The 26,753-nt window shown below is 68.8% G+C and carries 25 protein-coding genes; 16 read left to right on the top strand and 9 right to left on the bottom strand.

The genetic code is table 11. The features are described from left to right. The first annotated feature begins 3 nt into the window (after positions 1-3). The 8 genes from RSP45_RS09280 (at position 4) to RSP45_RS09315 (ending at position 9,765) form a co-directional block, all read left to right on the top strand. Positions 4-717 (top strand): membrane integrity-associated transporter subunit PqiC, encoded by a 714-nt coding sequence (locus RSP45_RS09280; protein ID WP_415391696.1) that lies wholly within the window; start codon positions 4-6, stop codon positions 715-717. Between the two features lie 114 nt (positions 718-831). Next, positions 832-1,716: a formyltetrahydrofolate deformylase gene (purU, locus tag RSP45_RS09285; protein WP_415391697.1), complete on the top strand. Its 885-nt coding sequence runs from the start codon at positions 832-834 to the stop codon at positions 1,714-1,716. A 17-nt stretch (positions 1,717-1,733) separates the two neighbouring features. Continuing rightward, positions 1,734-3,251 (top strand): AAA family ATPase, encoded by a 1,518-nt coding sequence (locus RSP45_RS09290; RefSeq protein WP_415391698.1) that lies wholly within the window; start codon positions 1,734-1,736, stop codon positions 3,249-3,251. Positions 3,252-3,305: 54 nt separating this feature from the next. After that, entirely contained in the window at positions 3,306-4,277 is a 972-nt protein-coding gene (locus tag RSP45_RS09295) for an MBL fold metallo-hydrolase (RefSeq protein WP_415391699.1), read from the top strand. 135 nt (positions 4,278-4,412) lie between these two features. Beyond that, complete coding sequence (locus RSP45_RS09300) at positions 4,413-5,993, top strand: ABC transporter substrate-binding protein (protein WP_415391700.1); 1,581 nt, start codon at positions 4,413-4,415, stop codon at positions 5,991-5,993. Positions 5,994-6,201: 208 nt separating this feature from the next. Continuing rightward, positions 6,202-7,179 (top strand): ABC transporter permease, encoded by a 978-nt coding sequence (locus RSP45_RS09305; protein WP_073068305.1) that lies wholly within the window; start codon positions 6,202-6,204, stop codon positions 7,177-7,179. Between the two features lies 1 nt (position 7,180). Continuing rightward, positions 7,181-8,131 (top strand): ABC transporter permease, encoded by a 951-nt coding sequence (locus RSP45_RS09310; protein WP_415391701.1) that lies wholly within the window; start codon positions 7,181-7,183, stop codon positions 8,129-8,131. Continuing rightward, positions 8,128-9,765: an ABC transporter ATP-binding protein gene (locus RSP45_RS09315; RefSeq protein ID WP_415391702.1), complete on the top strand. Its 1,638-nt coding sequence runs from the start codon at positions 8,128-8,130 to the stop codon at positions 9,763-9,765. Before RSP45_RS09310 ends, RSP45_RS09315 begins: the two co-directional genes overlap by 4 nt. Positions 9,766-9,783: 18 nt before the next feature. Here the strand turns inward: RSP45_RS09315 and RSP45_RS09320 are convergent, their stop codons facing one another. The 8 genes from RSP45_RS09320 to RSP45_RS09355 form a co-directional block, all read right to left on the bottom strand. Next, on the bottom strand, positions 9,784-11,295 hold the full coding sequence (locus tag RSP45_RS09320; protein ID WP_415391703.1) for a malonate--CoA ligase: 1,512 nt from the start codon (positions 11,293-11,295) through the stop codon (positions 9,784-9,786). Then, positions 11,292-12,599: a malonyl-CoA decarboxylase domain-containing protein gene (locus RSP45_RS09325; RefSeq protein ID WP_415394038.1), complete on the bottom strand. Its 1,308-nt coding sequence runs from the start codon at positions 12,597-12,599 to the stop codon at positions 11,292-11,294. The genes RSP45_RS09320 and RSP45_RS09325 overlap by 4 nt, the downstream gene beginning before the upstream one ends. Positions 12,600-12,766: 167 nt before the next feature. Then, positions 12,767-14,332 (bottom strand): FAD-binding oxidoreductase, encoded by a 1,566-nt coding sequence (locus RSP45_RS09330; protein ID WP_415391704.1) that lies wholly within the window; start codon positions 14,330-14,332, stop codon positions 12,767-12,769. Then, the gene (locus tag RSP45_RS09335; protein ID WP_415391705.1) at positions 14,329-14,658 is read right to left on the bottom strand and encodes a c-type cytochrome; all 330 of its coding nucleotides are present in this window, start codon (positions 14,656-14,658) and stop codon (positions 14,329-14,331) included. The genes RSP45_RS09330 and RSP45_RS09335 overlap by 4 nt, the downstream gene beginning before the upstream one ends. A 7-nt stretch (positions 14,659-14,665) precedes the next feature. Then, positions 14,666-15,013 (bottom strand): hypothetical protein, encoded by a 348-nt coding sequence (locus tag RSP45_RS09340; protein ID WP_415391706.1) that lies wholly within the window; start codon positions 15,011-15,013, stop codon positions 14,666-14,668. A 60-nt stretch (positions 15,014-15,073) separates the two neighbouring features. Further along, a complete protein-coding gene (locus tag RSP45_RS09345) occupies positions 15,074-16,519 on the bottom strand; it encodes an aldehyde dehydrogenase (protein WP_415391707.1) in 1,446 nt (481 codons plus the stop codon). Between the two features lie 13 nt (positions 16,520-16,532). Beyond that, the gene (locus RSP45_RS09350; RefSeq protein WP_415391708.1) at positions 16,533-17,321 is read right to left on the bottom strand and encodes a coniferyl-alcohol dehydrogenase; all 789 of its coding nucleotides are present in this window, start codon (positions 17,319-17,321) and stop codon (positions 16,533-16,535) included. After that, positions 17,318-18,802, bottom strand: coding sequence for an aldehyde dehydrogenase family protein (locus RSP45_RS09355; RefSeq protein ID WP_415391709.1), 1,485 nt, complete (start codon positions 18,800-18,802; stop codon positions 17,318-17,320). Before RSP45_RS09355 ends, RSP45_RS09350 begins: the two co-directional genes overlap by 4 nt. 114 nt (positions 18,803-18,916) lie before the next feature. Here RSP45_RS09355 and RSP45_RS09360 point away from each other — a divergent pair, with 114 nt between their 5' ends. Further along, positions 18,917-19,822: a helix-turn-helix transcriptional regulator gene (locus RSP45_RS09360; RefSeq protein ID WP_415391710.1), complete on the top strand. Its 906-nt coding sequence runs from the start codon at positions 18,917-18,919 to the stop codon at positions 19,820-19,822. 3 nt (positions 19,823-19,825) lie between these two features. Here the strand turns inward: RSP45_RS09360 and pcaQ are convergent, their stop codons facing one another. Continuing rightward, a complete protein-coding gene (gene pcaQ, locus RSP45_RS09365) occupies positions 19,826-20,746 on the bottom strand; it encodes a pca operon transcription factor PcaQ (protein WP_073068323.1) in 921 nt (306 codons plus the stop codon). 92 nt (positions 20,747-20,838) lie between these two features. Here pcaQ and pobA point away from each other — a divergent pair, with 92 nt between their 5' ends. Genes pobA through RSP45_RS09400 form a run of 7 tightly spaced genes read left to right on the top strand, consistent with a single transcriptional unit; the run spans position 20,839 to position 26,743 of the window. Then, positions 20,839-22,008, top strand: coding sequence for a 4-hydroxybenzoate 3-monooxygenase (gene pobA / locus RSP45_RS09370; protein ID WP_415391711.1), 1,170 nt, complete (start codon positions 20,839-20,841; stop codon positions 22,006-22,008). Beyond that, a complete protein-coding gene (pcaD, locus tag RSP45_RS09375; RefSeq protein WP_415391712.1) occupies positions 22,008-22,796 on the top strand; it encodes a 3-oxoadipate enol-lactonase in 789 nt (262 codons plus the stop codon). Before pobA ends, pcaD begins: the two co-directional genes overlap by 1 nt. Beyond that, a complete protein-coding gene (gene pcaC / locus RSP45_RS09380; protein WP_415391713.1) occupies positions 22,789-23,175 on the top strand; it encodes a 4-carboxymuconolactone decarboxylase in 387 nt (128 codons plus the stop codon). The genes pcaD and pcaC overlap by 8 nt, the downstream gene beginning before the upstream one ends. Beyond that, positions 23,172-23,894: a protocatechuate 3,4-dioxygenase subunit beta gene (pcaH, locus tag RSP45_RS09385; RefSeq protein ID WP_415391714.1), complete on the top strand. Its 723-nt coding sequence runs from the start codon at positions 23,172-23,174 to the stop codon at positions 23,892-23,894. The genes pcaC and pcaH overlap by 4 nt, the downstream gene beginning before the upstream one ends. After that, the gene (locus RSP45_RS09390) at positions 23,894-24,604 is read left to right on the top strand and encodes a protocatechuate 3,4-dioxygenase subunit alpha (protein ID WP_415391715.1); all 711 of its coding nucleotides are present in this window, start codon (positions 23,894-23,896) and stop codon (positions 24,602-24,604) included. The genes pcaH and RSP45_RS09390 overlap by 1 nt, the downstream gene beginning before the upstream one ends. Further along, on the top strand, positions 24,597-25,445 hold the full coding sequence (locus RSP45_RS09395) for a 3-keto-5-aminohexanoate cleavage protein (protein WP_415391716.1): 849 nt from the start codon (positions 24,597-24,599) through the stop codon (positions 25,443-25,445). Before RSP45_RS09390 ends, RSP45_RS09395 begins: the two co-directional genes overlap by 8 nt. After that, the gene (locus RSP45_RS09400; RefSeq protein ID WP_415391717.1) at positions 25,442-26,743 is read left to right on the top strand and encodes a lyase family protein; all 1,302 of its coding nucleotides are present in this window, start codon (positions 25,442-25,444) and stop codon (positions 26,741-26,743) included. Before RSP45_RS09395 ends, RSP45_RS09400 begins: the two co-directional genes overlap by 4 nt. The last annotated feature ends 10 nt before the right edge of the window (positions 26,744-26,753 follow it).

Genomic DNA, 26,753 nt, shown 5'->3' on the forward strand with positions numbered 1-26,753 from the left:
ACCATGCGGGCTTTCCTGTTCTTCCCTGCCGTGGCGCTGGTTCTGGCGGGCTGTTCCAACCCCGAGGCGACGGGCCGCTATCTGATCGACCCGCCGACGCCGCCCATACGGGTGGCCAACAACCTGGGCACCGCCGAGCTGCGCGACGTGTCGCTACCGGAATACGCGGCCTCGGGCGAGGTGGCGTGGCAGACCGCGGACGGGGCGGTGCGCTCGAACACGAAAACCCTGTGGGCCGACAAGCCGGAACGCGGCTTCACCCTGGCGCTGGCGCGGGCGATTTCCGACATGAGCGGGGCGACGGTGATCGCCGAGCCTTGGCCCCTGGCCGAGCCGCCGCGGCGCCGGATCGAGGTGCGGGTGGAACAGGCGCTGGCCGGGATGGACGGCGTCTATCGGCTGGGCGGGCGCTATTACGTCGCGCAGGACAGCGCCGGCGGCGCCAACCACGCCCGCAGCTTCGCCATCGCGGTGCCGATCCCGCAGGCCGCCCCCGCCAGCGGCAGGCGCAAGCCCCCGGCCCCGCCCGCCGCCATCGCCGCCGCGCAGAATGCCGCCATCGCGCAGCTGGCCGCACAGATCGCGACGCTGGGCGGTCCCGGCGCGGTGATCCGCACCAGCACCCCCGCCCCCGAGCCGCTGTTCACCATGGAGCCGCTGCCGCCGCTGGAACCGCTCGAGCCGCTGCCCGAGCCTGCGCCCCTGCCCTCGGGCTGACCCCCGCGCCCGCCTGCGTCGCCGCGCACCGCTGACAACCATCCCGCGATCTGGCATGAAGCCGCCGCCCGGCGGCCGCACCCGCCCGATCCGCAAACCGCCACAGGAACCCTCATGTCCCGCTTTGCCCTTCGCGTCTCCTGCCCCTCGACCCGCGGCATCGTCGCCGCCATCTCGGGCTTTCTGGCCGATCAGGGCTGCAACATCACCGACAGCGCCCAGTTCGACGACACCCACACCGGCCGTTTCTTCATGCGCATCAGCTTCCGAAGCGAAAAGGGCCGCACGCTGGACAAGCTGCGGCAGGGATTCGCCCCCGTTGCCGCACCTTTCGCGATGGAGACCGAGTTCTTCGACGAGACCCGCAAGCGCCGGGTGATCCTGATGGTCAGCCGCTTCGGCCATTGCCTGAACGACCTGCTGTATCGCTGGCGCATCGGCGCGCTGCCCATCGACATCGTGGCGGTGATCTCGAACCACATGGACTACCAGAAGCTGGTGGTGAACCACGACATCCCCTATTACTGCATCCGCGTGACCCCCGAGACCAAGGCCGAGGCCGAGGCCCAGCAGATGCGCATCGTCGAGGAAACCGGGGCCGAGCTGATCGTGCTGGCCCGCTACATGCAGGTGCTGTCGGACCGCATGTGCCAGGAAATGTCGGGGCGGATCATCAACATCCACCACTCGTTCCTGCCCAGCTTCAAGGGCGCTAACCCCTACAAGCAGGCGTTCGAGCGCGGGGTGAAGCTTATCGGCGCGACCTCGCATTACGTCACCGCCGATCTGGACGAAGGCCCGATCATCGAACAGGACATCGTGCGGGTGACCCACGCGCAATCGCCCGAGGATTACGTCAGCCTTGGCCGCGACGTGGAAGCGGCGGTGCTGGCGCGGGCGGTCCATGCGCATGTGAACGGGCGGGTGTTCCTGAACGGCAACAAGACGGTGGTGTTCCCCGCCTCGCCCGGCAGCTACGCGTCCGAGCGGATGGGCTGAAACCGAAAGGGGCGGCCATGGACGATCAGGCGGATGTGATCGCATTCCTGTCCGATCCCGCCACCCATGGCGGCGCATCGGTCGATGTGATCGAGACCCATATCTCGCGCATCTTCCTGGCCGGCGACCGCGCCTGGAAGATGAAGCGGGCGGTGCGCCTGCCCTATGCGGATTTCTCGACCCCGGCGCTGCGGCTGGCGGCATGTGGGGCCGAGCTTGACCTGAACCGCCGCACCGCCCCCGCGCTGTACCTGCGGGTGCGGCGGCTGACGCGGACCGCCGAGGGCATCGCGTTCGACGGCACCGGCGAGCTGGTCGATGCGGTGGTGGAAATGGCCCGCTTCGATCAGGACTGCCTGTTCGACCGCATGGCCGCGGCGGGGCAGCTGACGCCCGCGCTGATCGAGGCGCTTGCCCGCAACATCGCCAATTTCCACGCCTCGGCGCCGGTGCTGCATCTGGGCGGCGCCGACAACATGGCTTGGGTGCTGGGCATCAACGAGGCCGGTTTCGCCGGCAGTCGCGTGTTTTCTGCCACCGAACAGACCGCGCTCAACACCGCCTTCCGCGCCGCGCTGGACCGCCACGCCCCGGCGCTGGACCGCCGCGCCGATGCCGGGATGGTGCGGCGCTGCCATGGCGACCTGCATCTGCGCAACATCTGCCTGATCGACGGCCGCCCGCTGCTGTTCGACTGCATCGAGTTCAACGAGCAGCTGGCCGGCATCGACGTGGCCTATGACCTCGCCTTTCTGCTGATGGACCTGTGGCACCGCGGGCTGGCCGGGCTGGCGAACCTGGCCGCCAACCGCTGGTGCGACGCGACCGGCGACGAGGACGGCTTTGCGCTGCTGCCGTTCTTCATGGCGGTGCGGGCGGCGGTGCGGGCGCATGTCATCGCCACCCAGGCCGAAACCGCGGGCGCAGGCCGCGACCGGCTGGCGGCCGAGGCGCGGGGGTATTTCGACCTTGCGCAGGCGCTGCTGGCGCAAGCGCCCGCGCGGCTGGTGGCGCTGGGGGGGCTCAGCGGGTCGGGCAAGACCACGGTGGCCGAGGCGCTGGCCCCGCATCTGTCGCCCCCGCCCGGGGCGCGGCTGCTGGAAAGCGACCGGCTGCGCAAGGCGATGCACGGGGTCGCCGCCGAAACACGGCTGCCCGCCGCCGCCTATGCGCCCGAGGTCTCGGCGCAGGTCTATGCGCAGATGGCGGGGCGCAGCACCGCCATGCTGGCGCAGGGCGCGCCGGTGGTCGCCAACGGGGTGCACGACCGCGAACCCGACCGCGCCGCGATCGAGCAGGCCGCCCGCGCCGCGGGCGCGGCGTTCCTGGGAGTCTGGCTGGACGCCGACCCGGCGCTGCTGCGCCAGCGGGTGGCGGCGCGGCGGGGCGGGGTATCGGACGCCACGCTGGCGGTGCTGGAATCGCAATTGCAGCGCACGGCCGAGATCACCGGCTGGCACCGCATCGACGCGGGCCAGCCCACGGCGCGGATCGTGCAGCAGATCCTGGCCCTGCCCTCGGATAAGGGGCGTTGACCTCTCTCCATTCTCGCACATATCGTGATGTTTGAATGTAAGGGAGGGTCTTTCATGTCCAGTTCCGTCCGGCGCAGCCTTGCGCCGCTTGCCGCTGCTGCGGTCATCTGCGCCGCCGCGGCCGCGGCCGCATCCGAGGACATCCCCGACAAATACCCCGAATCGCCGCTTTACGACAAACCCGTGCAGGTGACCGACCGGGTCTGGTCGGCCATCGGCGCCACCGCGCCGCCGACCTATGAAAACCAGGGGCACAACAACAACCTGTCCTTCATCGTCACCGACGAGGGCGTGGTGGTGATCAACGGCGGCGCCTCGACCGTGCTGGCGCAGGCGCTGCATGACGAGATCAAGGCCGTCACCGACCAGCCGGTCAGGCTGGTCATCAACGAAAACGGCCAGGGCCATTCCATGCTGGGCAACGGCTATTGGCGCGAACAGGGGGTCCGCATCGTCGCGCATGAGGACGCGGCGGCCGAGTTCGCCGACAGCGCCCCGCAGGCGCTGGAATCGCTGAAGGGTTACGCCCGCGAAGGCGCCGAGGGCACCAGCATCGTCGCCCCGGACGAGACCTTCACCGACCGCTACGACGCCAGCATGGGCGGCGTCACGATCGAGGTGCTGTATCTCGGCCCCGCCCACAGCCCAGGCGACACCCAGGTCTGGCTGCCCGACGACAGGACCCTGATCGCCGGCGACATCGCGTTCCACGAACGGATGCTGCCGCTGTTCAACGACACCTGCACCAGCTGCTGGATCGAGACCTGGGACAATGCGCTGGTGCCCTTGGGGGCCGAGGTGGTGATCCCCGGCCACGGCCACCCCACCGACATGGCCACCGTGCAGCTTTACACCCGCGACTACCTGCTGGACCTGCGCGAAAAGATCGGCGCCCATATCGCCGAGGGCGGCGATCTGGCCGGCGCCTATTACGTCGACCAGAGCCGCTGGCAGGATCTGGACACCTTCGACGAGCTGGCGACCAAGAACGCCGGGCTGGTCTTTGCCGAGATGGAGTTCGAATAGACCCGCCCTGCCCGCCCCGCCCGTGCTGACGCCTCGTCACTTCCGGCGGCCCGGGCGGGGGATGCAAAACGACAGTTGCAGAACCATCCCGCTCGGGTCACCTTGGCAGACAAAATGCAGCGGAGGTGCAAGCTCATGCAATATCGTCACAAACTTCTGACAGCGGCGCTGCTGTCGGCCAGCATCCTGGCGGGGCCGGTCTCGGCCGAGACCCTGCGCTGGGCCAAGGCGGCGGATGCGACCACCCTGGACCCGCATTCGCAAAACCTTGGAACCAACCACAATTTCCTGCACCACATCTACGAAACGCTGGTCGAGCGCGAGGTCGACGGCACGCTGGTCCCGCGGCTGGCGACCGAGTGGGCGATCAAGGAAGGCGAGCCCAACGTCTGGGTGTTCAAGCTGCGCGAGGGCGTGACCTTCCACGACGGCGCGCCGTTCACCGCCGACGACGTGGTGTTTTCCATCGACCGGGCGCGCTCGGAAACCTCGAACATGCGGCAGCTGCACGCGGGGGTGGATCACGTGGTTGCGGTGGACGACCACACGGTCGAGGTCCACATGGTCGGCCCGAACCCGCTTTATCCCGACAACCTGACCAACACCTTCATCATGGACCGCGAATGGTCCGAGGCAAACAACGTGGTCGAGGTGCAGGACTATGCCGCCGGCGAGGACAACTATGCCGTGCGCAACACCAACGGCACCGGCCCCTATACGCTGACCGAACGCGAGGTCGACGTGCGCTCGGTCCTGACCTGGTTCGAGAACCACTGGGCCGACAAGCCGCAGGTGACCGAGATCGTCTATGTCCCCATCGCCGAGAACGCGACCCGCATCGCCGCGCTGCTGTCGGGCGAGGTCGATTTCGTGCAGGACGTGCCGGTTCAGGACATCGAGCGGCTGGAATCCAGCGAAGGCATCACCGTCACCAAGGGCCCGGAAAACCGCATCATCTATCTGGGCTACCGCTTCGGCGAAGAGCCGCTGAAGACCTCGAACGTCACCGATTCGAACCCGATCAACAATCCGCTGGTGCGCGAGGCGATGCATCTGGCCATCGACCGCGACACGATCCAGCGGGTGGTGATGCGCGGCAACTCGATCCCGACCGGGGTGGCGACGCCGCCCTTCGTCAACGGCTGGACCGAGGAACTGGACGCCTATCCCGCCCCCGACCCGGAACGCGCCAAGGCGCTGCTGGCCGAGGCAGGCTATCCGGACGGCTTCACCATCACGCTGGACACCCCCAACAACCGCTATGTGAACGACGAGGCGATCTCGCAGTCCGTGGTGGGGATGCTGGCGCGGATCGGGATCAAGGTGACGCTGGCCTCGCGCCCGATCGCGCAGCACTCGCCGCAGATCACCAACAACCTGACGGATTTCTACCTGATGGGCTGGGGGGTGCCGACCTTCGATTCCGCCTATATCTTCAACGATCTGGTCCACACGAAAGAGGGCAATTTCGGCGCCTATAACGGCGGGCTCTATTCCAACCCCGAGCTGGACCCCAAGATCGAGTCGCTGGAAACCGAGATCGACATCGACAAGCGCAACGCCACCATCGCCGAAATCTGGGACGTGGTGCAGAAGGACCGGGTGCTGCTGCCGCTGCACAACCAGATGCTGGCCTATGCGACGCGCAAGGGGGTCAACATCGCGGTGCACCCGGAAAACCAGCCGCTGATGATGACCGTCACCTTCGACCAGTGACGCCGCCCGGCCCGCCCCGCTCGGGCGGGCCGCATTGCTGCCCGCGCCCCTGCGTCACGCTTGCGCCGGGACACGGGATCGGCCAGATGGCCCCGTCTCTCGCCGCCAGCCGATTCAGCCAGCCAGCCGCTATCCGCCAGCCAGATCCCTTCCCGCCGATCCATCGCCCGCCCGACGCTTGTCGGCATCGACCTGCAGGAACCCGCCCATGCTCATCTTCATCGTGCGACGCCTTCTCCAGTCCGTCATCGTGATGCTGGTGGTGGCGCTGATCGCGTTCCTGATCTTCCGCTATGTCGGCGATCCCATCGTTTCCATGGCCGGGGTCGACACGCGGCTTGAGGATCAGGAGCTGATGCGAGAGCGGCTGGGGCTGAACGACCCGTTCTATATCCAGTTCTGGAACTTCCTGACCAATGCGCTGCACGGGGATTTCGGGATCTCGTATCGTCTGCAACAACCGGCGATGCGGCTGATCCTCGACCGGCTGCCCGCCACGATCGAGCTGGCGGTGGTGTCGGCCACGCTGGCGCTGGTGCTGGGGGTGCTGATGGGCATCTTCACCGCGCTGCGGGCGCGGTCGTTCCTGTCGGGCGTCATCATGACGCTGTCGCTGGTCGGGGTGTCGCTGCCGACCTTCCTGATCGGGATCGGGCTGATCTACATCTTTGCGGTGGAACTGCAGTGGCTGCCCTCGAACGGGCGCGGCACCACGGTGCAGCTGGGCTGGTGGCGCACCGGGTTTTTGACCGAAAGCGGGCTGCGCTCGCTGATCCTGCCGGCGATCACCCTGTCGCTGTTCCAGATGACGCTGATCATGCGGTTGGTGCGGGCCGAGATGCTCGAGGTGCTGCGCAGCGACTATATCCGCTTTGCCCGCGCCCGCGGCCTGCCCGACCGGGTGATCAACTTCCGCCACGCGCTGAAAAACACGCTGGTCCCGGTCATCACCATCACCGGCCTGCAGCTGGGTTCGGTGATCGCCTTCGCCATCGTGACGGAAACCGTGTTCCAGTGGCCGGGGGTGGGCTCGCTGTTCATCAACTCGGTGCAGGCGGTCGATGTGCCGGTGATGGCGACCTATCTGATGATGGTCGGGCTGGTCTTCGTCACCATCAACCTGGTGGTGGACATCCTTTATTACCTGGTCGATCCGCGGCTGCGGGTGCAGGGCAAGGGGCGCTGAGATGACCGATCCGACCACTTCCCCCACTTCCGCCCCGCGCGGCTTCTGGCAGCGGCTGTTCGACAGCGACATCTGGTTTTCCTGGTCGCGCTCGCCCGTGACCATCATCGCCTCGCTGGTGGCGCTGGCGCTGATCCTGGCGGCGGTGCTGGCGCCGTGGATCGCGCCGCACACCCCCTTCGACCCCGCCACGGTCGAGCTGATGGACGGCTTCACCCCACCCGGCCAGCAGGCGCTGTCGGGCACCACCTATCTGCTGGGCAGCGACGACCAGGGCCGCGACATGCTGTCGACGATCATGTACGGCTCGCGCGTGTCGCTGTTCGTGGGGTTTGCGGCCACGCTGTTCGCGATGACGCTGGGCATCGCGCTGGGGCTGACCGCCGGCTATCGCGGCGGCTTTGCCGACACCATCATCATGCGCATCGCCGATGTGCAGCTGTCCTTCCCGGCAATCCTGATCGCGCTGCTGATCTTTGGGGTGGCGCAAGGGCTGATCCCGGCCAGCCAGCAGGAACAGACCGCGGTCTGGGTGCTGATCCTGGCCATCGGCCTGTCCAACTGGGCGCAATTCGCCCGCACCGTGCGCGGCACCACCATGGTCGAGCGGCAAAAGGACTATGTTTCCGCCGCCCGGCTGCTGGGGCGCAACCCGCTGGCCATCGTCACCCGCCACGTGCTGCCCAACGTGCTGGGGCCGGTGCTGGTGATCGCCACCATCAGCCTTGCGCTGGCCATCATCGAGGAAGCCACGCTTTCCTATCTGGGCGTCGGCGTGCCGCCCACCCAGCCCAGCCTCGGCACGCTGATCCGCATCGGGCAGCGGTTCCTGTTCTCGGGCGAGTGGTGGATCCTCGCCTTCCCAGCCGTCACGCTGATCCTGCTGGCGCTGTCGGTCAACCTGCTGGGCGACTGGCTGCGCGACGCCCTGAACCCGAGGCTGCGCAAATGACCGACACGCCCGTTCTTTCAGTCCGCGATCTCGTGGTGGATTTCCCGCTGCGCCGGGGCAATTTCCGCGCGCTCGATGGCGTCAGCTTCGACATCGCGGCGGGCGAGGTACTGGGCGTGGTGGGCGAATCCGGCGCCGGCAAATCGATGACCGGGGCCGCGGTGATCGGGCTGCTGGAGCCCCCGGGCCGCATCACCGCGGGCGAGGTGCATCTGTCCGGCACCCGCATCGACACCCTGCCGCCCGCGCAGATGCAGGCCCTGCGCGGCAAGCGCATCGGCATGGTGATGCAGGACCCGCTGACCTCGCTGAACCCGCTGTTCACCATCGGCGACCAGCTGGTGGAAACCATCCGCCAGCACATGGACCTGTCCGAGGACCAGGCGCTGGAACGCGCCATCTCGCTGCTGGAAGAGGCCGGGATTCCCGATGCCCGCGGGCGTATCCACGCCTATCCGCACCAGTTTTCCGGCGGTATGCGGCAGCGGGTGGTAATCGCGCTGGCCATCGCCGCCGACCCGGAACTGGTGATCGCGGACGAACCGACGTCGGCGCTGGACGTGTCGGTGCAGGCGCAGGTGATCAAGGTGCTGAAGGACCTGTGCCAGCGCCGGGGCACCGCAGTGATGCTGATCACCCATGACATGGGGGTGATCGCCCAGATCGCCGACCGCATCATGGTGATGAACGCGGGCCGCGTGGTGGAAACCGGCCCGGTGGCGCAGGTGATCCGCCACCCGCGCGAGGATTACACCATCAAGCTGATCAGCTCGATCCCCACCATCGCCCGCACCGGCGAGCCCCCGCCCCCGCCGGCGCAGGACAGCGCCCCGGCCTTTGTTCAGGTGCAGGGGCTGGTCAAGGATTTCGACGCCGGCGGCGGCTGGCTGGCGCGGGTGCTGGGCCGGGCGGTGCCGCCGTTCCGGGCGGTCAATGACGTGTCCTTCCGCATCCGCCGCGGGGAAACCTATGGGCTGGTCGGCGAATCCGGATCCGGCAAATCCACCTGCGCCCGGATGATCGCCGGGCTGATCGAACCCACCGCCGGCCGGGTGGTGGTCAACGGCATGGACGTCTGGCAGGTCAGCGCCGCCGAACGCGCGCGCCGCCGCGCGGTGCAGATGATCTTTCAGGACCCCTATGCCAGCCTGAACCCGCGCTGGCGGGTGGGCAACATCATCGCGGAACCGATCCGGGTGCTGGGGCTGGCCCGGGGTTCCGAAATCGAGGACCGGGTCGCGGACCTCTTGCGCAAGGTGCGGCTGGACCCGATCGTCATGCGCAAGTTCCCGCATGAGTTTTCCGGCGGCCAGCGCCAGCGCATCGCCATTGCCCGCGCGCTGTCCAGCCAGCCCGAGTTCATCGTCTGCGACGAGCCGACCTCGGCGCTGGATGTGTCGGTGCAGGCGCAGGTTCTGGACCTGATGAGCGAGCTGCAGGACGAGTTCGGCCTGACCTATCTGCTGATCAGCCACAACCTGGCGGTGATCCGGCAGATGGCCAATGACGTGGGCGTGCTGCATCGGGGCGTGCTGGTCGAAAGCGGCCCGGTCGATGCGATCTTCGACCACCCGCAGGCGGATTACACAAGGATGCTGCTGGACGCGGTGCCGGATCTGGCCGACATCGAATAGAGGCCGCGCCCCGGTGGTCTATCCGGTGAAGCTGTCCCGGAACTGTTCGCGCAGCAGGTTCTTCTGCACCTTGCCCATGGTGTTGCGCGGCAGCTCGGCCACCACCGCGTAGCGCTTGGGCTGCTTGAACCGCGCAAGCCGGGGGGCAATCGCGGCCTCCAGCGCCTGCGCCGAAACCTCGGCCCCCGCCTCGGGCACGATCACCGCCACCACCCCTTCGCCGAAATCGGGATGCGGCACCCCGATCACCGCGCTTTCCAGCACGCCGGGCTGTTCGTCCAAGACCAGCTCGATTTCCTTGGGGTAGATGTTGTAGCCGCCCGAGATGATCAGGTCCTTCTGCCGCCCGACGATCGAGACATAGCCGTCCGCGTCGATCACCCCGATGTCGCCGGTGATGAAGAACCCGTCGGCGCGCAGCTCCTCGGCGGTCTTTTCAGGCATCTGCCAATAGCCCTTGAAGACGTTGTGGCCGCGCACCTCGATCATGCCGGGGGTGCCCTGCGGCAGTTCCGCGCCGGTTTCGGGATCGGTGATCTTCAGCTCGACCCCCGGCAGCGGAAAGCCGACGGTGCCCGCGCGCCGCTCGCCGTCATAGGGGTTCGAGGTGGACATGTTGGTTTCCGTCATCCCGTAGCGTTCCAGGATGCGGTGGCCGGTACGCCCCTGAAACTGCCGGTGGGTTTCCGCCAAGAGCGGCGCCGAGCCCGAGGTGAACAGCCGCATATGCCCGGTCAGCGCCCGGTCGAAACGCGGATCGTCCAGCAGCCTTGTGTAGAAGGTCGGCACCCCCATCATGCTGGTCGCCCGCGGCAGCCAGCGCAGCGCCCGGTCCACGCTGAACCCGGGCAGGAAGATCATCTTGCCCCCCGACAGCAGCGACACGTTCGAGGCCACGAACAGCCCGTGGGTGTGAAAGATCGGCAGCATGTGCAGCAGCACATCATCGGCGGTAAAGCGCCACTCGTCCACCAGCACCTGCGCGTTGTCCAGCAGGTTCGCCTGCGTCAGCATCGCGCCCTTGGATCGCCCCGTCGTCCCCGAGGTGTAAAGGATCGCCGCCAGATCGTCGCGGCCGCGCCCTACCGGATCGAAACTGTCCGGCTGCTCGGCCGCCAGCAGCGCCAGGCTGCCGTCGCCGGTGCCGTCCAGTGTCTGCATGGCGGCGCCGTGGTGGGCTGCGACCGGCCCCAGCGATTCAGACGCCGAAGGGTCGCAGACCAGCAGCACCGCCCCCGAATTTTCCACGAAATAGGCGACCTCGTCGGGGGTATAGGCGGTGTTCAGCGGCAGGAACACCACCCCCGCCGCCAGCGCCGCCCCATACAGCGCCAGCGCCGCCGGCGATTTCTGGATCTGCACCGCCATGCGGTCGCCCGGCTCAAGCCCCAGCACCACCAGCGCATGGGCGAAGCGATGGGCCATGGCGGCGAACTCGGCGCCGGAAATCTCGGCCCCGTCAGTCAGCAGCAGGGGCGCGGCGCGGTCGATCTGCGGCGCGATCAGCGCGTCATACAGCGGGTTGGTCATTCCTTGGTCTTTCCTGTCTGCTTGCCCCGGGACAGCAGGGCCCGGATATCCTTGGACATCACCACGGTATTCTGCGAGGCGAAAGCCTCGTGGTTCGCCTCGACCCGGTCCAGGTCGTAAAGATAGCTGACCATGGCCGAGGCCGACTGCGCCAGCCCCTGCGCCGACACATCGGCCAGCGCGTGGATCAGATGCAGCTCGGCACCGTTACCCAGATGGAACCGCGCCACCGGGTCGGCGGGGGCGCCGCCGGGGCGTTTTTCCTCGGCCAGCCAGCGGGCGGCATGGATGCGCAGCCGGTCCGACAGCGCGGCGATGGCGTCGCGGTCGCCCGCCTCGGCCGCGGCGACCAGCTTGCGGGCGGAATCGTCGTCCTGCGCGCGCAGATGCCCCATCAGCCCCGGGATCGGCGACAGCGTCACGAAGGTCCGTAGCTGCGGCAGTTCCTGATGCAGTTCCGCCACCACCTGCTTGATCAGCGAATTGCCAAAGGAAATGCCGCGCAAGCCTTCCTGGCAGTTCGAGATCGAATAGAACACCGCCGTATCGGTATCCTCGTCGTCCATCGCCACCCGGTTTTCCGCCAGCAGGTCCTGGACCGAGGACGGGATGCCCCGGCACAGCGCCACCTCGACGAAGATCAGCGGCTCTTCCAGCATCGAGGGGTGGAAGAAGGCAAAGCAGCGCCGGTCCTGCGGCATCACCCGCCGTTGCAGGTCGGACCAGTCGTCGATGGCGTGGACGGCCTCGTATTCCACAATCTTTTCAAGGATGTTGGCGGGCGTGTGCCAGTCGATCGGCCGCAGCACCAGAAAGCCGCGGTTGAACCACGACCGGAACAGATGCCGGAAATCCACGTCCAGCGCCGCAAGCCCGGGGTGGTCGGGCAGCAGCCGCAGCAGGTCCAGCCGCATCCGCACCAGATCCAGCGTCGCTCCCGGCGCCTGGTTCAGCCGTCGCAGCAGTTCCTGCCGGCGCGGCTCGGCCGCCTCGGCCAGCGCCATGTAGGACCGCCGGTCGGGCGCATCGCGATAGCGTTCCGCCGCGGCGATGATCGCGGCCGGGTCCACGTCCAGCGCCCCGGCCATCCAGCCGAAGAACCCCAGCTGCCCGTCGCGGTCCAGCCCGCGGTATTCGTCCAGGATCTCGCCCGCCAGCCGCGTCCCCGAGACCTCGCCCTGCGCCGACAGCAGCGCCAGCGCCAGCTCGGTGATCCCGTCGCCCGAGGCGCGGCCCCGGCGGGCCGCACCGCGCCGCGGCACCCTTTCGAACAGGCCCGACATCATGCCGGTAAAGAAAGACAGCCGTCCCATCACGCCCCCTCAACCTCGATCCACCGATGCCGCGGCGATCCGGGGAAAGCGCGCGACACCACGATCATGCACATGACATAGGGCATCGCGCCGCCAAGGACAGGGCACGAGGGGATTTCGGGGCGCGATCCCGGCCGGCGGGCGGCCGGGCGGCGTTCTCAGACGGTGATCCCCGACTTGCCGGGGGCGATGATCCCGTTGGGGTCCAGCGCCCGTTTCAGGGTCTGGTTCACCCGCCGCTGCACCGGCCCGTAGCACTCTGCCACCTGATCCATGAAGGCGTTGTTGGTGCGATAGACCGCATAGCCGTGCTGGCGGAAGGTCTCGATCAGCTCGGTCATGCAGGCATGGGCGTTGCTGGTATCCTCGGGGTGGGTCTTGTCGAACAGCAGGTCGATGACGTGGTGCATGTCGCGCATGCCGACAATATATTCGCCGCAATAGTCGAAGCCCCAGCGGTTCAGGATCTCCATGGCCATCCGGGTCTGTTTCAGTGTCTCGGATCCCTTGGCGACCGTCACCGGCGCAAACCACATCGAGCCGCCGCCGCCGCGCCAGCGGTAAAGCCCGAATTCCTGCAGGTTCATCCCGCCCCGCATCAAGGCGGCGCGGTATTCGAACGGCTCGGTGCCGGCCATGTCCTCCTGCGTGAAGATCTCGCCCTTGCCCAGCGGCTTGACCGCATCGGTGACGATCTTCCAGTTCACCTCGATCTGCTCGGGCGTGCCGTAAAGCGCCGCATAGACGTTCCAGGCGCCGAAGCCCTCGGCCTCTTTCATGCGCTCGATCTCGGCCTGCGGCATGGCGCCGGGGCCGTCATAGTATTTCGACCGCGGGATGACGGCGGGGGCTTCCCACAGCGCATGGGCAAAGACCACCGCGTTGGGGATGATGTTGGCCATGCGCAGCGGCCGCATCATGTCCACGATTTCGGCGATGTCGTCGTCGTCGCGGAACCGGATGTAGAAGGGCTTGTAGGCCGGCGGCTTCGGCATCAGCCACAGGCCCATCTTGGTGACGATGCCGTAGTTCGATTGGGTGAAGATGCCGTCCAGATACGGGCCGTAACCCCATTTGAACACCTGCCAGCTGTTCGAGCCCTCGACGCCGCCCATGGCGGTGCGCAGCAGATCGCCGTTCGGCAGCACCACCTCCATCCCGCATTGCATCATGAAATGCTCGCCATAGGGGGTGTAGCCGACACCGCGGTCCAGCGTGTTGCCCACCGGCGAGGCGATGGCCGAGGGCGCCGGGCAGGACACCCACAGCGGGATGTTGTTTTCTTCCAGATAATCCACCAGCTGCTGATAGGTGACGCCCGGTTCCAGCAGCGCGGTGCCGAGTTCGGCGTCCACCTCCAGAATCCGGTTCATGTGGCGGAAGTCGATCACCACCTGATGGCGATGCCCCTGCGCATTGCCCTGCGCATAGGTGCCATAGCCGAAATTGCGCCCGGTCGAGGTCGGCCAGACCGGCACCCCGAAGTCGTTGCAGATGCGCACGATCTCTTGCACCTGCTCGACGCTGGTCGGCTGCAGCACCGCCGACATGGCGTAATCCTCGTCCGCCACCGGCATCATGGTCTTGCGATAGGGGGTCAGCCGATCCTCGCCGGTCAGCACGTTGTCGGGGCCGACGACACTTTCAAACCGGGTCATCGCCTGCATGAACTGTTCGGGCGACACCCCGTCCGGGGTTACGGTGATTTCGCGCTGCGTGGTCATTCTTCGGTTTCCTTGCGGATAGAGGCGAGGTGGGCGGCGATCTGATCCAGGGTGACTGCATCCACCATCGATTCGGTAAAGGCCGGCATCGGGCCCGAGCCGTGGCGGGCGAAATGGCGGATGGTGTCGGGGTCATAGTCGTTGGCGGTCAGGTCGGGGCCGACCGCATCCTCGCGCCCGGTGTGGCAGCGGGCGCAGATCTTCTGAAAGGCGATCTCGCCCGAGGGGAACATCCGCTGCGCATCCAGCCGCGGTGCATCAGCAAGGGCGGTCCCGCCCGCTGCCAGCACAAGCGCCAGCGCGGGGATCAATCTGGGGTCGAACATGGTGTCCTCAGCTGCTCTGGATGGTCAGGCGTTCGATGGCGCCGCGGCGGGTGCGGTGCAGGACCGCGCGGCCCTGGGCATTCAGCGCGGTGTCCAGCAGCACCTCGGCCGCGGCATCGAGATGAAGCTCAAGCCGCAACGCCGCCGGGTCGGCAAGCAGGGCGCGCAACTGCCGGAACCGGTCAAGCTGGCTGCCCGCCAGCCGTAGATGCCGCGGCCCGGGGCCGAAGAACGGGGTCTCGGCGCTGTCGATGGTGATCGGCGCCGCCGCTGGCGTGGCACCGGCCGCACCGGCGGCGGACAGCGCGCCAAGCAGGGCGGCGCTGCCCTGCATGAAGCTGCGTCTGGTGAACATGGTTCCTCCCTGGACAGGTGTGGCGGCGGCCCGGGCGCGCGGGCCGCGGCCTGGGGGCGATCAGAACGGATAAGGCTGGGCGGGGTCCTCGATGGTGACCCAGCGCAGCTGCGTGAACTCGGCGATGCCGGCCCTGCCGCCGAAACGGCCATAGCCCGAGGCCTTGACCCCGCCGAAGGGGGCCTGCGGCTCATCGTTCACGGTGGGGCCGTTGATGTGGCAGATGCCGGTTTCCAGCCGCTCGGCAAAACCCATGGCGCGGCTGATGTCGCGGCTGAACACCGCCGAGGACAGGCCATAGTCGCTGTCGTTGGCGACTCGCAGCGCCTCGGCCTCGTCGCGCACGCGGATGATGGGCTTGACCGGGCCGAAGCTTTCCTCGGAGTGGATGCGCATCTCCGGCGTGACCCCGTCGATCACCGTCGCGGCGACCACGGCGCCGTCGCGGCTGCCGCCGGCCAGCACCCGGCCGCCCTTGGCGACGGCATCGGCGATCAGTTCCTCCATCCGGTCGGCGGCGCCGGGCAGGCACAGCGCCCCGAGCACCACCTGCCCGCGCGGATCGCCGGCCGGCAACGCCGCCGCGCGCTCGGCAAACTTGCGGGCGAAATCGTCGGCCACGCTGTCGACCACGATCATCCGCTCGGTCGACATGCAGATCTGGCCCTGGTTCATGTAGCAGCCGAAGATCGCGGCATTCACCGCCGCGTCGATATCGGCGTCCTCCAGCACCACGAAAGGCGCCTTGCCGCCCAGTTCCAGCAGTGCGGGCTTGAGGTTCTCGCCCGCCAGCCGGCCGATGATCCGCCCCACGCGGGTCGAACCGGTGAAGTTCACGTGCCGCACCTCGGGCGCGCGGATCAGGGTCTCGACGATGGCGCCTGCGTCCTCGGGCGCGTTCGAAATCACGTTGACCACGCCCGGCGGGAACCCGGCATCGACAAAGCACTGCCCGATCAGCCGGTGGGTTTCCGGGCACATTTCCGAGGATTTCAGCACCGCGGTATTGCCCAGCGCCACCGGCACCGCCACCGCGCGGGTGCCCAGGATCACCGGCGCGTTCCACGGCGCGATGCCCAGGCAGACCCCGTGCGGCCGCGCCACCGCCATCGACAGGCAGCCGGGCTTATTCGAGGGGATGATCTCGCCCCCCGCCTGGGTGACGATGCTGGCAGCCTCGCGCAGGATGCCGGCGGCCAGCGTCACGTTGAAGCCGATCCAGGGGCCGGTGGCGCCGGTTTCGGCCATGGCGGCGGCGATGAAGTCGTCCATCCGCGCCTCCATCGCGTCGGCGGCCTTCAGCAGCAGGGCGCGGCGGTCCTGGGGCGACGTGCGCGACCAGCCGGGAAAGGCGGCATGGGCGGCGGCGACCGCCGCCAGCGCATCGGCATCCCCCGCCGCGGCGGCGGTCGAGGCGACCGCCCCGGTCACCGGATCGCGCCGGTCATAGCTGCGCCCGCCCGCGGCCGCGCGGTGTTCGCCGTTGATCAGAAGCTTGGTGTCCATCTGCATGTCCTGTTCAGAAGCCCATGGTTTCGGCGTTGACCGAGGCTTCCAGCCCCCCATCCGCCGCGATATTGGCGCCGTTGATCCAGCGCGCCCCGTCCGAGGCCAGAAACAGCACCACCGGCGCGATGTCGCCCGGGGTGCCGGCGCGGCCGACGCGGGTCACGTCGCTGTTGACCCGCGCCTCGCCCAGCACCTCGCGGAACTGGGTCAGGATCGGGGTTTCCACTGGGCCGGGGGACACGCTGTTCACCCGGATGCCGCGGTCGCGGAAGGCGGGCTGAAAGGCCGCGATCTGGGTCCACAGGATCAGCGCCTCTTTCGAGACCGGATAGCCGGCCTCGTCCGGCACCCCCAGATCGGCGGCCAGACGGGCGGTGTCGGGGAAGCCTTGCGCCCCGACCAGCGCCCGCGCCCGGTCGAGATTGCCTCGCCAGCCATAGCCGGCGATCGAGGCGACGCTGACGATGGCGCCGCCCGGCCGCATCTGCGGCGCCAGCGCTTGGGACAGCGCCCGCAGCCCATAGAAATTGATGGCCAGCGTCGGCGCCGCGCCGGTGTTGCCCGACACGCCCGCGATGTTCAGCAGCGCGTCGATGCCGTCGGGCAGCGCCTGCGCCAGCGCCTGCACGCCCTGGGCCGAGGACAGGTCTCCCCGGATGAAATCGCCCACCGCCTGCGCGGGCGGGTTGCGGTCGATGCCGATGACATCGGCCCCCATCTGCGCCGCCAGTTCCGCCGTGCGCCGGCCGATGCCGCTGGCCACGCCGGTGATGGCGACCGTCTTTCCGAAAAGCATCATCTGTCGGGTCCTTCGCTGGCCGGAGGTTGCAGAAACGGATAGCTGCGCGGGGCATCGGCCAGGGTGACCCAGCGCAGCTCGGTGAACTCGTCCAGCACCGATACGCCGCCGAACCGGCCGTAGCCGCTGTCCTTGACGCCGCCGATGGGCTGGTCGGGGCGGTCATTCAGGGTCGGGCCGTTGATGTGGCAGATGCCGGTTTCCAGCTGCCGCGCCAGCCGCAGCGCGCGCCCGCTGTCACGGCTGAAGATCGCCGCCGACAGCCCGTATTGCGTATCGTTGGCGATGCCGATCGCCTCGGCCTCGGTCGCGGCGCGGCAGATGCCGGCGATCGGGCCGAAACACTCCTCGGCGTAAAGCGCCATGCCGGGCGCCACCCCGTCCACCACGGTGGCGTCCATGAAACTGCCGCGCGGCGGCCCGCCCGCCCGCAGCACCGCGCCGCGTTCCTGTGCGTCGCGCAGCAGCTCGGCCAGCCGCGCGGCGACATTGCCGCTGACCAGCGGCCCCAGCGCGCAACTCTCCTGCCGCGGGTCGCCCGCCCGCAGCCGCCGGGCACGGTCCGACAGCAGTGCGATGAAATCCTCGGCCACGCTGTCCAGCACCACGATCCGGTCAGTGGCCATGCAGATCTGGCCCTGGTTGAAGAACGCGCCCCAGGCAGCGGCATCCGCCGCCGCCTCGAGGTCGGCATCGTCGAGCACGATCAGCGGCGCCTTGCCACCCAGTTCCAGCAGGCAGCGTTTCAGATGCCGGGCGGCGATTTCCGCGACCAGCCGCCCGACCCGGGTCGAGCCGGTGAAGTTGATGCGCCGCACCGCCGGGTGGGCGATCAGCGCCTCGACCACTTCCTGCGCGTGTTCGGGGGCGTGGGTGACGATGTTCAGCACCCCCTCGGGCAGCCCGGCATCGGCAAGGATGCGCCCGATCAGCAGATGGGTCTGCGGGCAGATTTCCGAGGCTTTCAGCACCACGCTGTTGCCGCAGGCCAGCGCCGTGGCGACCGCCCGCATCCCCAGCACGAAGGGCGCATTCCACGGCGCCATCGCCAGGCAGACCCCGACCGGCTCGCGAAAGGCGAAGCTGAGGCCCAAGGGGTCGCGCTGCACCGTGCCGCTGGCCTGCGTCACCATCGCGGCGGCGTTTTCCAGATGCTGGCGCCCGATATCCAGGTTGAACCGCACCCACAGCGGCGTCGCCCCGATCTCTGCCTGCATCGCGGCGGCAAGCCGAGGCTCATAGGCGGCGACCAGCTCGGCGGCGCGGGTCAGGATCTCGCGCCGGCGGGCGGGCGGGGTGCGGGACCAGTCGGCATGGGCGTGCGCGGCGCGGCTGGCGGCCAGCACCGCCTCGCGCCGGCGGCAGGCGGGCGCGGTCGAGGCGACCAGCCCGGTCGCGGGGTCCAGGCGCTGGAACTCGGCCGCCGTCGCGGTGGCGGCGCCCGTCCCCGGCCGGGCGCGGGCCTGCGTCGATCCTGTCATTGCGCCCTCCTGTCGCAGGGTGATTGCGTGCGGCCTGTGCCGATCCATGAACGCTACATGGTTGCCCGGCGTCGCGTAATGTCGTTTCATGGCAGTTAATTGTGAGTTTCTGGCATGATTGCGCCCCAAAACCCTGCTTCCGCCCGGCTGGACCAGCTGGTCCGGGCCGAGCCGCTGCCTGCGGCACTGCGCCGCACGGCGATTCGCCCCGGGCGCGGCAGCTACGCGCCCTTCACCCATCTGTTGCTGCTGGACCACGGCGAAATCGGCATCGAGACGGCCGAGTCCGCCCGCCAGATCGAGGGGCCCGCCGCCGCGATCCTGCCGCCGGGCGAATCACTGCTGTTGCAGCTTGGTCCCGGCTGCGGCGGCTGGCTGCTGGGGATGGCGCCCTCGATGTGGGCCGCGGCGGTGGGGGTGCGGGCGGAATCCGAGTTTCTCGTCCCCATCGGCACGCAGCTGCTGATCGCGCCGGGCCTGTCCGAGGCAACCGCCCCCGACCCGTTCCTGCTGGCCGAGCGGATCGGGGACGAGCTGTCGCGCGGCGCTGTCGGGGCGCAGATGGCGGTGCTGGCCTGTCTGCGGCTGATCCTGCTGGACATCTGGCGCGGCAGCGACATCCAGCCCGGGCTTGTCGGCCGCGGCAACGAAATCCACGTGCTGCAGGCGTTCCGGCGGCTGGTCGAGCTGCATTTCCGCAGCCGGCTGGGGGTCCGCGACTATGCCGGGCTGCTGGGGGTCAGCTATGACCGCCTGCACCGGATCTGCCGGCGCAACCTGCAACGCTCGCCGCTGCAGCTGGTGCACCGGCGGATGATGCGCGAGGCGGCGGACTGGCTGGAGCGATCGGGCCGCTCGGTCCAGCAGATCGCGCATCTGCTGGGCTTTCACGACAGCGCCGAGTTCAGCCATTTCTTCAAGCGCAACAGCGGGCTGTCGCCCTCGGCCTATCGCCAGCAGGTCCGCAACCAGAGCACGGCCTCGCGCCCCGCCACCACCTCCTTTGCGGATTGGCCGTGATCCCTAGGCCGAGGGACCGACGAACCCCGGCGCCACCACCCGCATCACCGCCTGTCGGAACAGCAGCTGCGCGCTGGTCTCGGGCTGGCTGGCGCGGGTCATCAGCCCCACCGGGCCCTTGGTCAGTTCGGTATCCAGCGGCAGCCGCACCAGCCGGCCGTCGGCGATCTCGCGCGCGACCACCCCGGCCGAGATGAACCACACCGCATCGCTTTGCCGCACATGGACGCGGCCGAAGGCGCCCGAGACGGTCTCGATCCGCCGGGGCGGTGGTGCGATGCCGCGGGACAGCAGCAGCCGCTCGACCAGCGGATGGATCGCGGCGGTCCGGGGCGGGTAAAGCACCGGGAACTCGGCGATGCGGCGCAGGTCGGGATCGTCAAGGATCGGATGCCCGGGGCGCACCACCACCGCCACATCCTCAAGGTAAAGCTGGGTGAAGCTCAACCCCTGCATGGTCTCGGGCGCGCCCAGCCGGCCGATCACCACGTCCAGGTCGCCCGCGCGCAGCAGCGTGGTCAGATGCCCGTGGCCGCCGTCGGCGATGCTCAGCCGCAGATGCGGCGCGACGCGCTGCAGCTCGGCCACCACATCCGGCATCAGCCGCGCCGAGACCGAGGGCAGCGCCCCCACCAGCAGCGCCAGCCCCGGGTCGGCCTGGCCGCCGATTCCAGCCAGCCCCTGGGTCAGCGCCCCCAGCGCATTCAGGGCGTGGCCGTGGAAGAACTCGCCCTGCGGGGTCAGCGACACGCCGCGGCGGCTGCGGCTCAGCAGCCTTGCGCCGACGATCTCCTCCAGCTCGGCGATGGTGCGGGAAATCGCGGGCTGGGTCAGGTACAGCACCTCGGCCGCGCGCTTGAGACTGCCCTGCCGGACGATCTCGGCAAAGGCCTGGATATGGCGAAGGCGGATCCTGCGGTCCAATACTTACCAATTCCGATAATCAACCCAGCGTATTATTCATTTTATTTGCACCGCGCGACAGGTCAAGCTGCACAGGCAAGGGGGGAGCAGTCATGCGTACACAAGTCGTCATCATCGGGGGCGGGCCGTCCGGGCTGCTGCTGGGGCAGCTTTTGCACCGCAAGGGCATTGAGGCGGTGGTGCTGGAGCGCAAGACCCGCGACTATGTGCTGGGCCGCATCCGCGCCGGGGTGCTGGAAACCGGCCTCGTGCGCCTGATGGAGGAAGCCGGCGTCGCCGACCGCCTGCACCGCGAGGGCTATGTCCACGACGGCACCCAGATCGCCTGGGACGGCGGCATGTTCCACATCGACTTCAAGCAACTGACCGGCACCCCGGTGGTGGTCTATGGCCAGACCGAGGTGACGCGCGATCTTTACGACGCGCGCGAGGCCGCAGGCGCGCAGACCATCTTTCAGGTCGACGACGTGGTGATCCATGACGCCGACAGCGACCGCCCGCATGTGACCTACACGCGCGCAGGGCAAAGCCACCGCATCGACTGCGATTTCATCGCCGGCTGCGACGGGTTCCACGGCATCAGCCGCCAGACCATCCCGCTGGACGTGCGGCGCGAATACGAAAAGACCTATCCCTTCGGCTGGCTGGGCATCCTGTCGGAAACGCCCCCGGTGCATGACGAGCTGATCTACGCCAGTTCCGACCGCGGCTTTGCGCTGTGTTCGATGCGCAATGCCAATCTGTCGCGCTATTACATCCAATGCGCACTGTCGGACCACACCAGCGACTGGACCGACGCGGCATTCTGGGACGAATTGCGCCGCCGCCTGCCCGCGGATGTGGCCGAGCGTCTGGTCACCGGCCCCTCGATCGAGAAATCCATCGCCCCCCTGCGGTCGTTCGTGACCGAGCCGATGCGCTGGGGGCGGCTGTTCCTGTGCGGCGACGCCGCCCACATCGTGCCGCCGACCGGCGCCAAAGGGCTGAACACCGCCGCCAGCGACGTGCAGTATCTGTATCACGGGCTGGTGCAGCATTACCACGACGGCGACAGCGAGGGGCTGGACCGCTATTCCGAAAAGGCGCTGCTGCGGGTGTGGAAGGCCGAGCGGTTCAGCTGGTGGTTCAGCGGCCTGCTGCACCGCTATCCCGACCAGAGCCCGTTCGACCTCAAGATGCAAAAGGCCGACATCGCGTTCCTGCGCGACAACGAATCGCAGCAGCGCGCGTTTGCCGAAAACTACGTGGGGTTGCCGTACTGATGCAGACGATCCAGGCAAACGGGGCAGAGCTGCATGTCGCGGTGTCGGGGCCGGACACCGGCCCGGCGGTGGTGTTTGCCAACTCTCTGGGCACCGACCTGCGGGTCTGGGACGCGCTGATCCGGCATCTGGCGCCGGGGCTGCGGCTGGTGCGCTATGACAAGCGCGGCCACGGCCTGTCCGAGGAAACCCCCGGCCCCTACAGCATCGGGACGCTGGCGGACGACGCCGCGGCGCTGATTGCGGCGCTGGGTCTGCGCCGGGTGGTGTTCGTGGGCCTGTCCATCGGCGGGCTGATCGGCCTGTCGCTGGCCGCCCGCCATCCCGGGCTGCTGGCGGGGCTGGTCGTCTCGAACTCGGCCGCCAGAATTGGCGATGCGGCGATGTGGAACACAAGGATCGCGGCGATCCGCAAGGACGGGCTGGCCAGCATCGCCGCCCCCACGATGGAGCGCTGGTTCTCGCCCGCCTTCCGCGCTTTGGGTCGCGATGCGGTCTGGGCGCGGATGCTGTCCCGCCAGCCGCAGCAGGGCTATGTCGCCTGCTGCCAGGCCATTGCCGGGGCCGACCTGACCGACGCCGCCCGGGCGCTGGCCCTGCCGGTGCAGGTGATCGCGGGCGGGCTGGACGGCTCGACCCCGCCGGATCTGGTGCAGGCCACCGCCGCGCTGATCCCCGGCGCGCGCTTCGACCTGATCCCAGGGGCCGCGCATATTCCGTGCGTGGAGGCGCCCGCCGCCCATGCCGCCATTCTTAACCGCTTTTTCAGGGACATCGGCCATGTCTGACCGTCATGCGACCGGGATGCAGGTGCGCCGCGAAGTGCTGGGCGACGCGCATGTGGACCGCGCCGAGGCGGCGGCTTCGGATTTCGACCGCCCGTTTCAGGAATTGATCACCCTGTCGGCTTGGGGCACGGTCTGGGCCTCGGACGGGATTGCGCGGCGCGAGCGCTCGATGCTGACGCTGGCGCTGCTGGCCGCCATGGGCAATTGGGAGGAGATCCCCATGCACATCCGTGCCACCGCCCGCACCGGCGCCAGCAAACGCGACGTGCTCGAGGCGTTCCAGCATGTCGCGATCTATTGCGGCGTGCCCAGGGCCAACCACGCGCTGAAGATCGCCCGCGATACCTACGCCGAGATGGAGCAGGAGGAGACCCCATGACCCCCGCCGAATATTACCAGCGCGACCGGCGACTGCACCCGCCGGCGCTGACCCCCGACTACAAGACCTCGGTCGCGCGCAGCCCGCGCCTCAGCCTGATCAGCCTGCAGGGCTCGATGTCGGAAATCACCGGCCCGACCTTTGGCCACGGCGACATCAGCCCGATCGACAACGACCTGATCAAGAACTACGCCAAGGACGGCGACCCGATCGGGGAACGCATCATCGTCCATGGCCGGGTGCTGGACGAGAACGCCCGCCCCGTGCCGAACACGCTGGTCGAGGTGTGGCAGGCCAATGCCGGCGGCCGCTATCGCCACAAGAAGGACAGCTACCTGGCCCCGATCGACCCCAATTTCGGCGGCTGCGGGCGCACCATCACCGACGACAACGGCTATTATTTCTTCCGCACCATCAAGCCCGGCGCCTATCCCTGGCGCAACTGGGTCAACAACTGGCGGCCGGCGCATATCCATGTCTCGGTCTTCGGCCATGCCTTCTGCCAGCGGCTGATCACCCAGCTGTATTTCGAGGGCGATCCCCTGATCCCGATCTGCCCCATCGTGCAGACCATCCCCGACCCCGACGCCATCGACCGGCTGACCGCCAAGCTGGACATGAACGCCGGGGTGCCGCTGGACAGCATCGCCTATCGTTTCGACATCGTGCTGCGCGGGCGCCGCTCCACCATGTTCGAAAACCGGCTGGAGGGGAACTGATGAAGATCGTCGACGCGCGGGCCAACCGCCCGCAATACCTGCCGGAAACCGCCTCGCAGACCGCCGGCCCCTATGTCCATATCGGGCTGGCGCCGGGGGCCGCCGGCTTCCGGATCTTCGACCGGGAACTGGGCTGGGACATCGCCGGGCCGAATGCGGCGGGCGAGCGCATCCGGGTCGAGGGGCTGGTGATCGACGGCACCGGCAGCCCGGTCAAGGACGTGCTGATCGAGGTCTGGCAGGCCAATGCCGCCGGCATCTACGCCCACCCCGAGGGCGGCGGCGAGGTCGAGGACGGGTTTCGCGGCTGGGGCCGGGTGATCACCGATTTCGAGACCGGCGAATGGGGTTTCGACACGGTGAAGCCCGGGCCGGTGCGGGCGCGGGGCCGCATGGAATCGGGCGTGGCCCAGCGGGTGCGCGACAGCCATCCCGACTGGCAGGGCCGCGCGCAGGAAGACAACGTGCCGATGGCGCCGCACCTGAACCTGTGGATCGTCGCCCGCGGCATCAACATCGGCCTGAACACAAGGATGTATTTCGACGACGAGGCCGCGGCCAATACCGCCGATCCGGTGCTGAACCTGATCGAATGGGAACGCCGCCGCGCCACGCTGATCGCCAGGCGCACGGTCCGCGACGGCACCCCGGTCTATCGCTTCGACATCCGCCTGCAGGGCGAGGACGAGACGGTGTTCTTCGATGTCTGAGCTGCCCGGCAAGCCCTGCATCATCTGCGTCGCCATCACCGGCAGCCTGCCGACCAAGGCCGACAACCCGGCGGTGCCGATCACCGTGGCCGAGCAGATCGAATCGACGCATGAGGCGTTCGAGGCCGGGGCCTCGATCGCCCATTGCCACGTCCGCGACGATCAGGGCCGCCCAACCAGCGACCCCGACCGCTTCGCCGCGCTGAAAGAGGGGCTGGAGAAACATTGCCCCGGTATGATCGTGCAGCTGTCGACCGGCGGACGCTCGGGTGCGGGACAGGCGCGAGGGGGGATGCTGCCGCTGCGGCCCGACATGGCCTCGCTGTCGGTCGGGTCCAACAACTTCCCGACGCGGGTCTATGAAAACCCGCCGGATCTGGTGGACTGGCTGGCCGGGCAGATGCTGGAACACGGGGTCAAGCCGGAAATCGAGGCCTTCGATCTGTCCCATATCCTGCAGGCGAAGCTCATGGCCGAGGACGGGCGGCTGGCGGGCACCCCCTATGTCCAGTTCGTGATGGGGGTGAAAAACGCCATGCCCGCCGACCGCGATGTGTTCGACTATTACATCCACACGGTGAAGCGGCTGTTCGGCGCGGATGCGCCCTGGTGCGCGGCCGGGATCGGGCCGAACCAGATCGTGCTGAACGAATGGGCGATTGCCTCGGGCGGGCACGCGCGCACCGGGCTGGAAGACAACGTGCGGCTGGACCGGACGCGGCTGGCTCCCTCGAACGCGGCGCTGGTGGCCCGTGCGGTCGAACTGTGCGGGAAATACGGCCGCCCGGTCGCCAGCTGGCAGCAGGCGCGGCAGATCCTCGGGCTGCGGATGCCACAATGACCACGGGCACGCTGCGGGGGCAGCTTTACGGCGATGCGGAGATGGCGGCGGTCCTGTCGGATCGGTCCGCCATTGCCGCCATGCTGCGGGTCGAGGTGGCGCTCGCGCGCGCGCAGGCCGATCTGGAGGTGATCCCGGCCGCGGCGGCCGCGGCGATCGCGCAGGCGGCCGCGACCCTCAACCCCGACCCGGCAGAGCTTTCTGCGGCGGTGGCGGTGGCGGGCATCCCCGCGCAGCCGGTGATCGCGGCGCTGAAATCCGCGGCGGGCGAGGCCGGGGGCTTCGCCCATTACGGCGCCACCTCGCAAGATATCCAGGACACCGCGCTGGCGCTGCAACTGGTGCAGGCGCTGGACCTGCTGGACGCGCGGCTGGGGCAGCTGGCGGCGTTGCTGGCGCAAAAGGCCGCCGACCATGCGGAACTGCCGATTCCCGCGCGCACCCGCCACCAGCTTGCCGCGCCGACCACGCTGGGCGCCAAGATCGCGGTCTGGCAGGGGATGGCGGCACGCAACCGCCAGCGGCTGGTGCAGCTGCGCCCGCGGCTGCTGCTGGTGTCGCTGCACGGCGCGGCGGGGACGGAAGCCGCGCTGGCCGGCCAAGGCAAGGCGCTACGCGCCGCGATGGCGGCGGCACTGGGGCTGGGCGTGCCGGGCGGCCCTTGGCACGCTGCCCGCGACGGCATCGCAGAACTGGCAGGCTGGCTGTCGCTAGTCACGGGGGGCCTGGGCAAGATGGGCCTCGACCTGATCCAGCTGGGGCAAAGCGAGATCGCCGAGGTTTCGGCCGGGGACGGGGGCGGCTCGTCCACCATGCCGCAGAAACAGAACCCGGTCGCGGCCGAGGCGCTGGTGACGCTGGCGCGGCTGAATGCGGGCGATCTGGCCGGGATGCATCAGGCGATGATCCACGCGCAGGAACGCGACGGCAGCGCGCTGGGGCTGGAATGGATGCTGCTGCCCGCGATGCTGGAACGCACCGCCGCCGCGTTGCGCATCGGCTGCGCGTTGGCGGGCACGCTGGCGCCGCGCCCCGACCGCATCGCCGCCAGCTTCGCCGCCGACCGCGGCCGGATGGCGGCCGAGGCCGCGGGCTTCCTGCTGGCCCGGGCCATGCCGCGCGACCGGGCGCTGGCCATCGTCGCGCAGGCGCTGGCGCAGCTCGACGACGGCAAGGCCGCGACGCTGGCCGAGGCGTTGGCGCAGCTTGTCCCCGGCCGCGACTGGGCCGAGGCGCTGCGCCCCGAAAACCTGACCGGCGCCGCGCCCGACCAGGCCCGCGCCGCAACACCGGACTGAACGAACCAAA

Source organism: Paracoccus sp. SJTW-4, assembly GCF_047716885.1.
GTDB classification, from domain to species: domain Bacteria; phylum Pseudomonadota; class Alphaproteobacteria; order Rhodobacterales; family Rhodobacteraceae; genus Paracoccus; species Paracoccus solventivorans.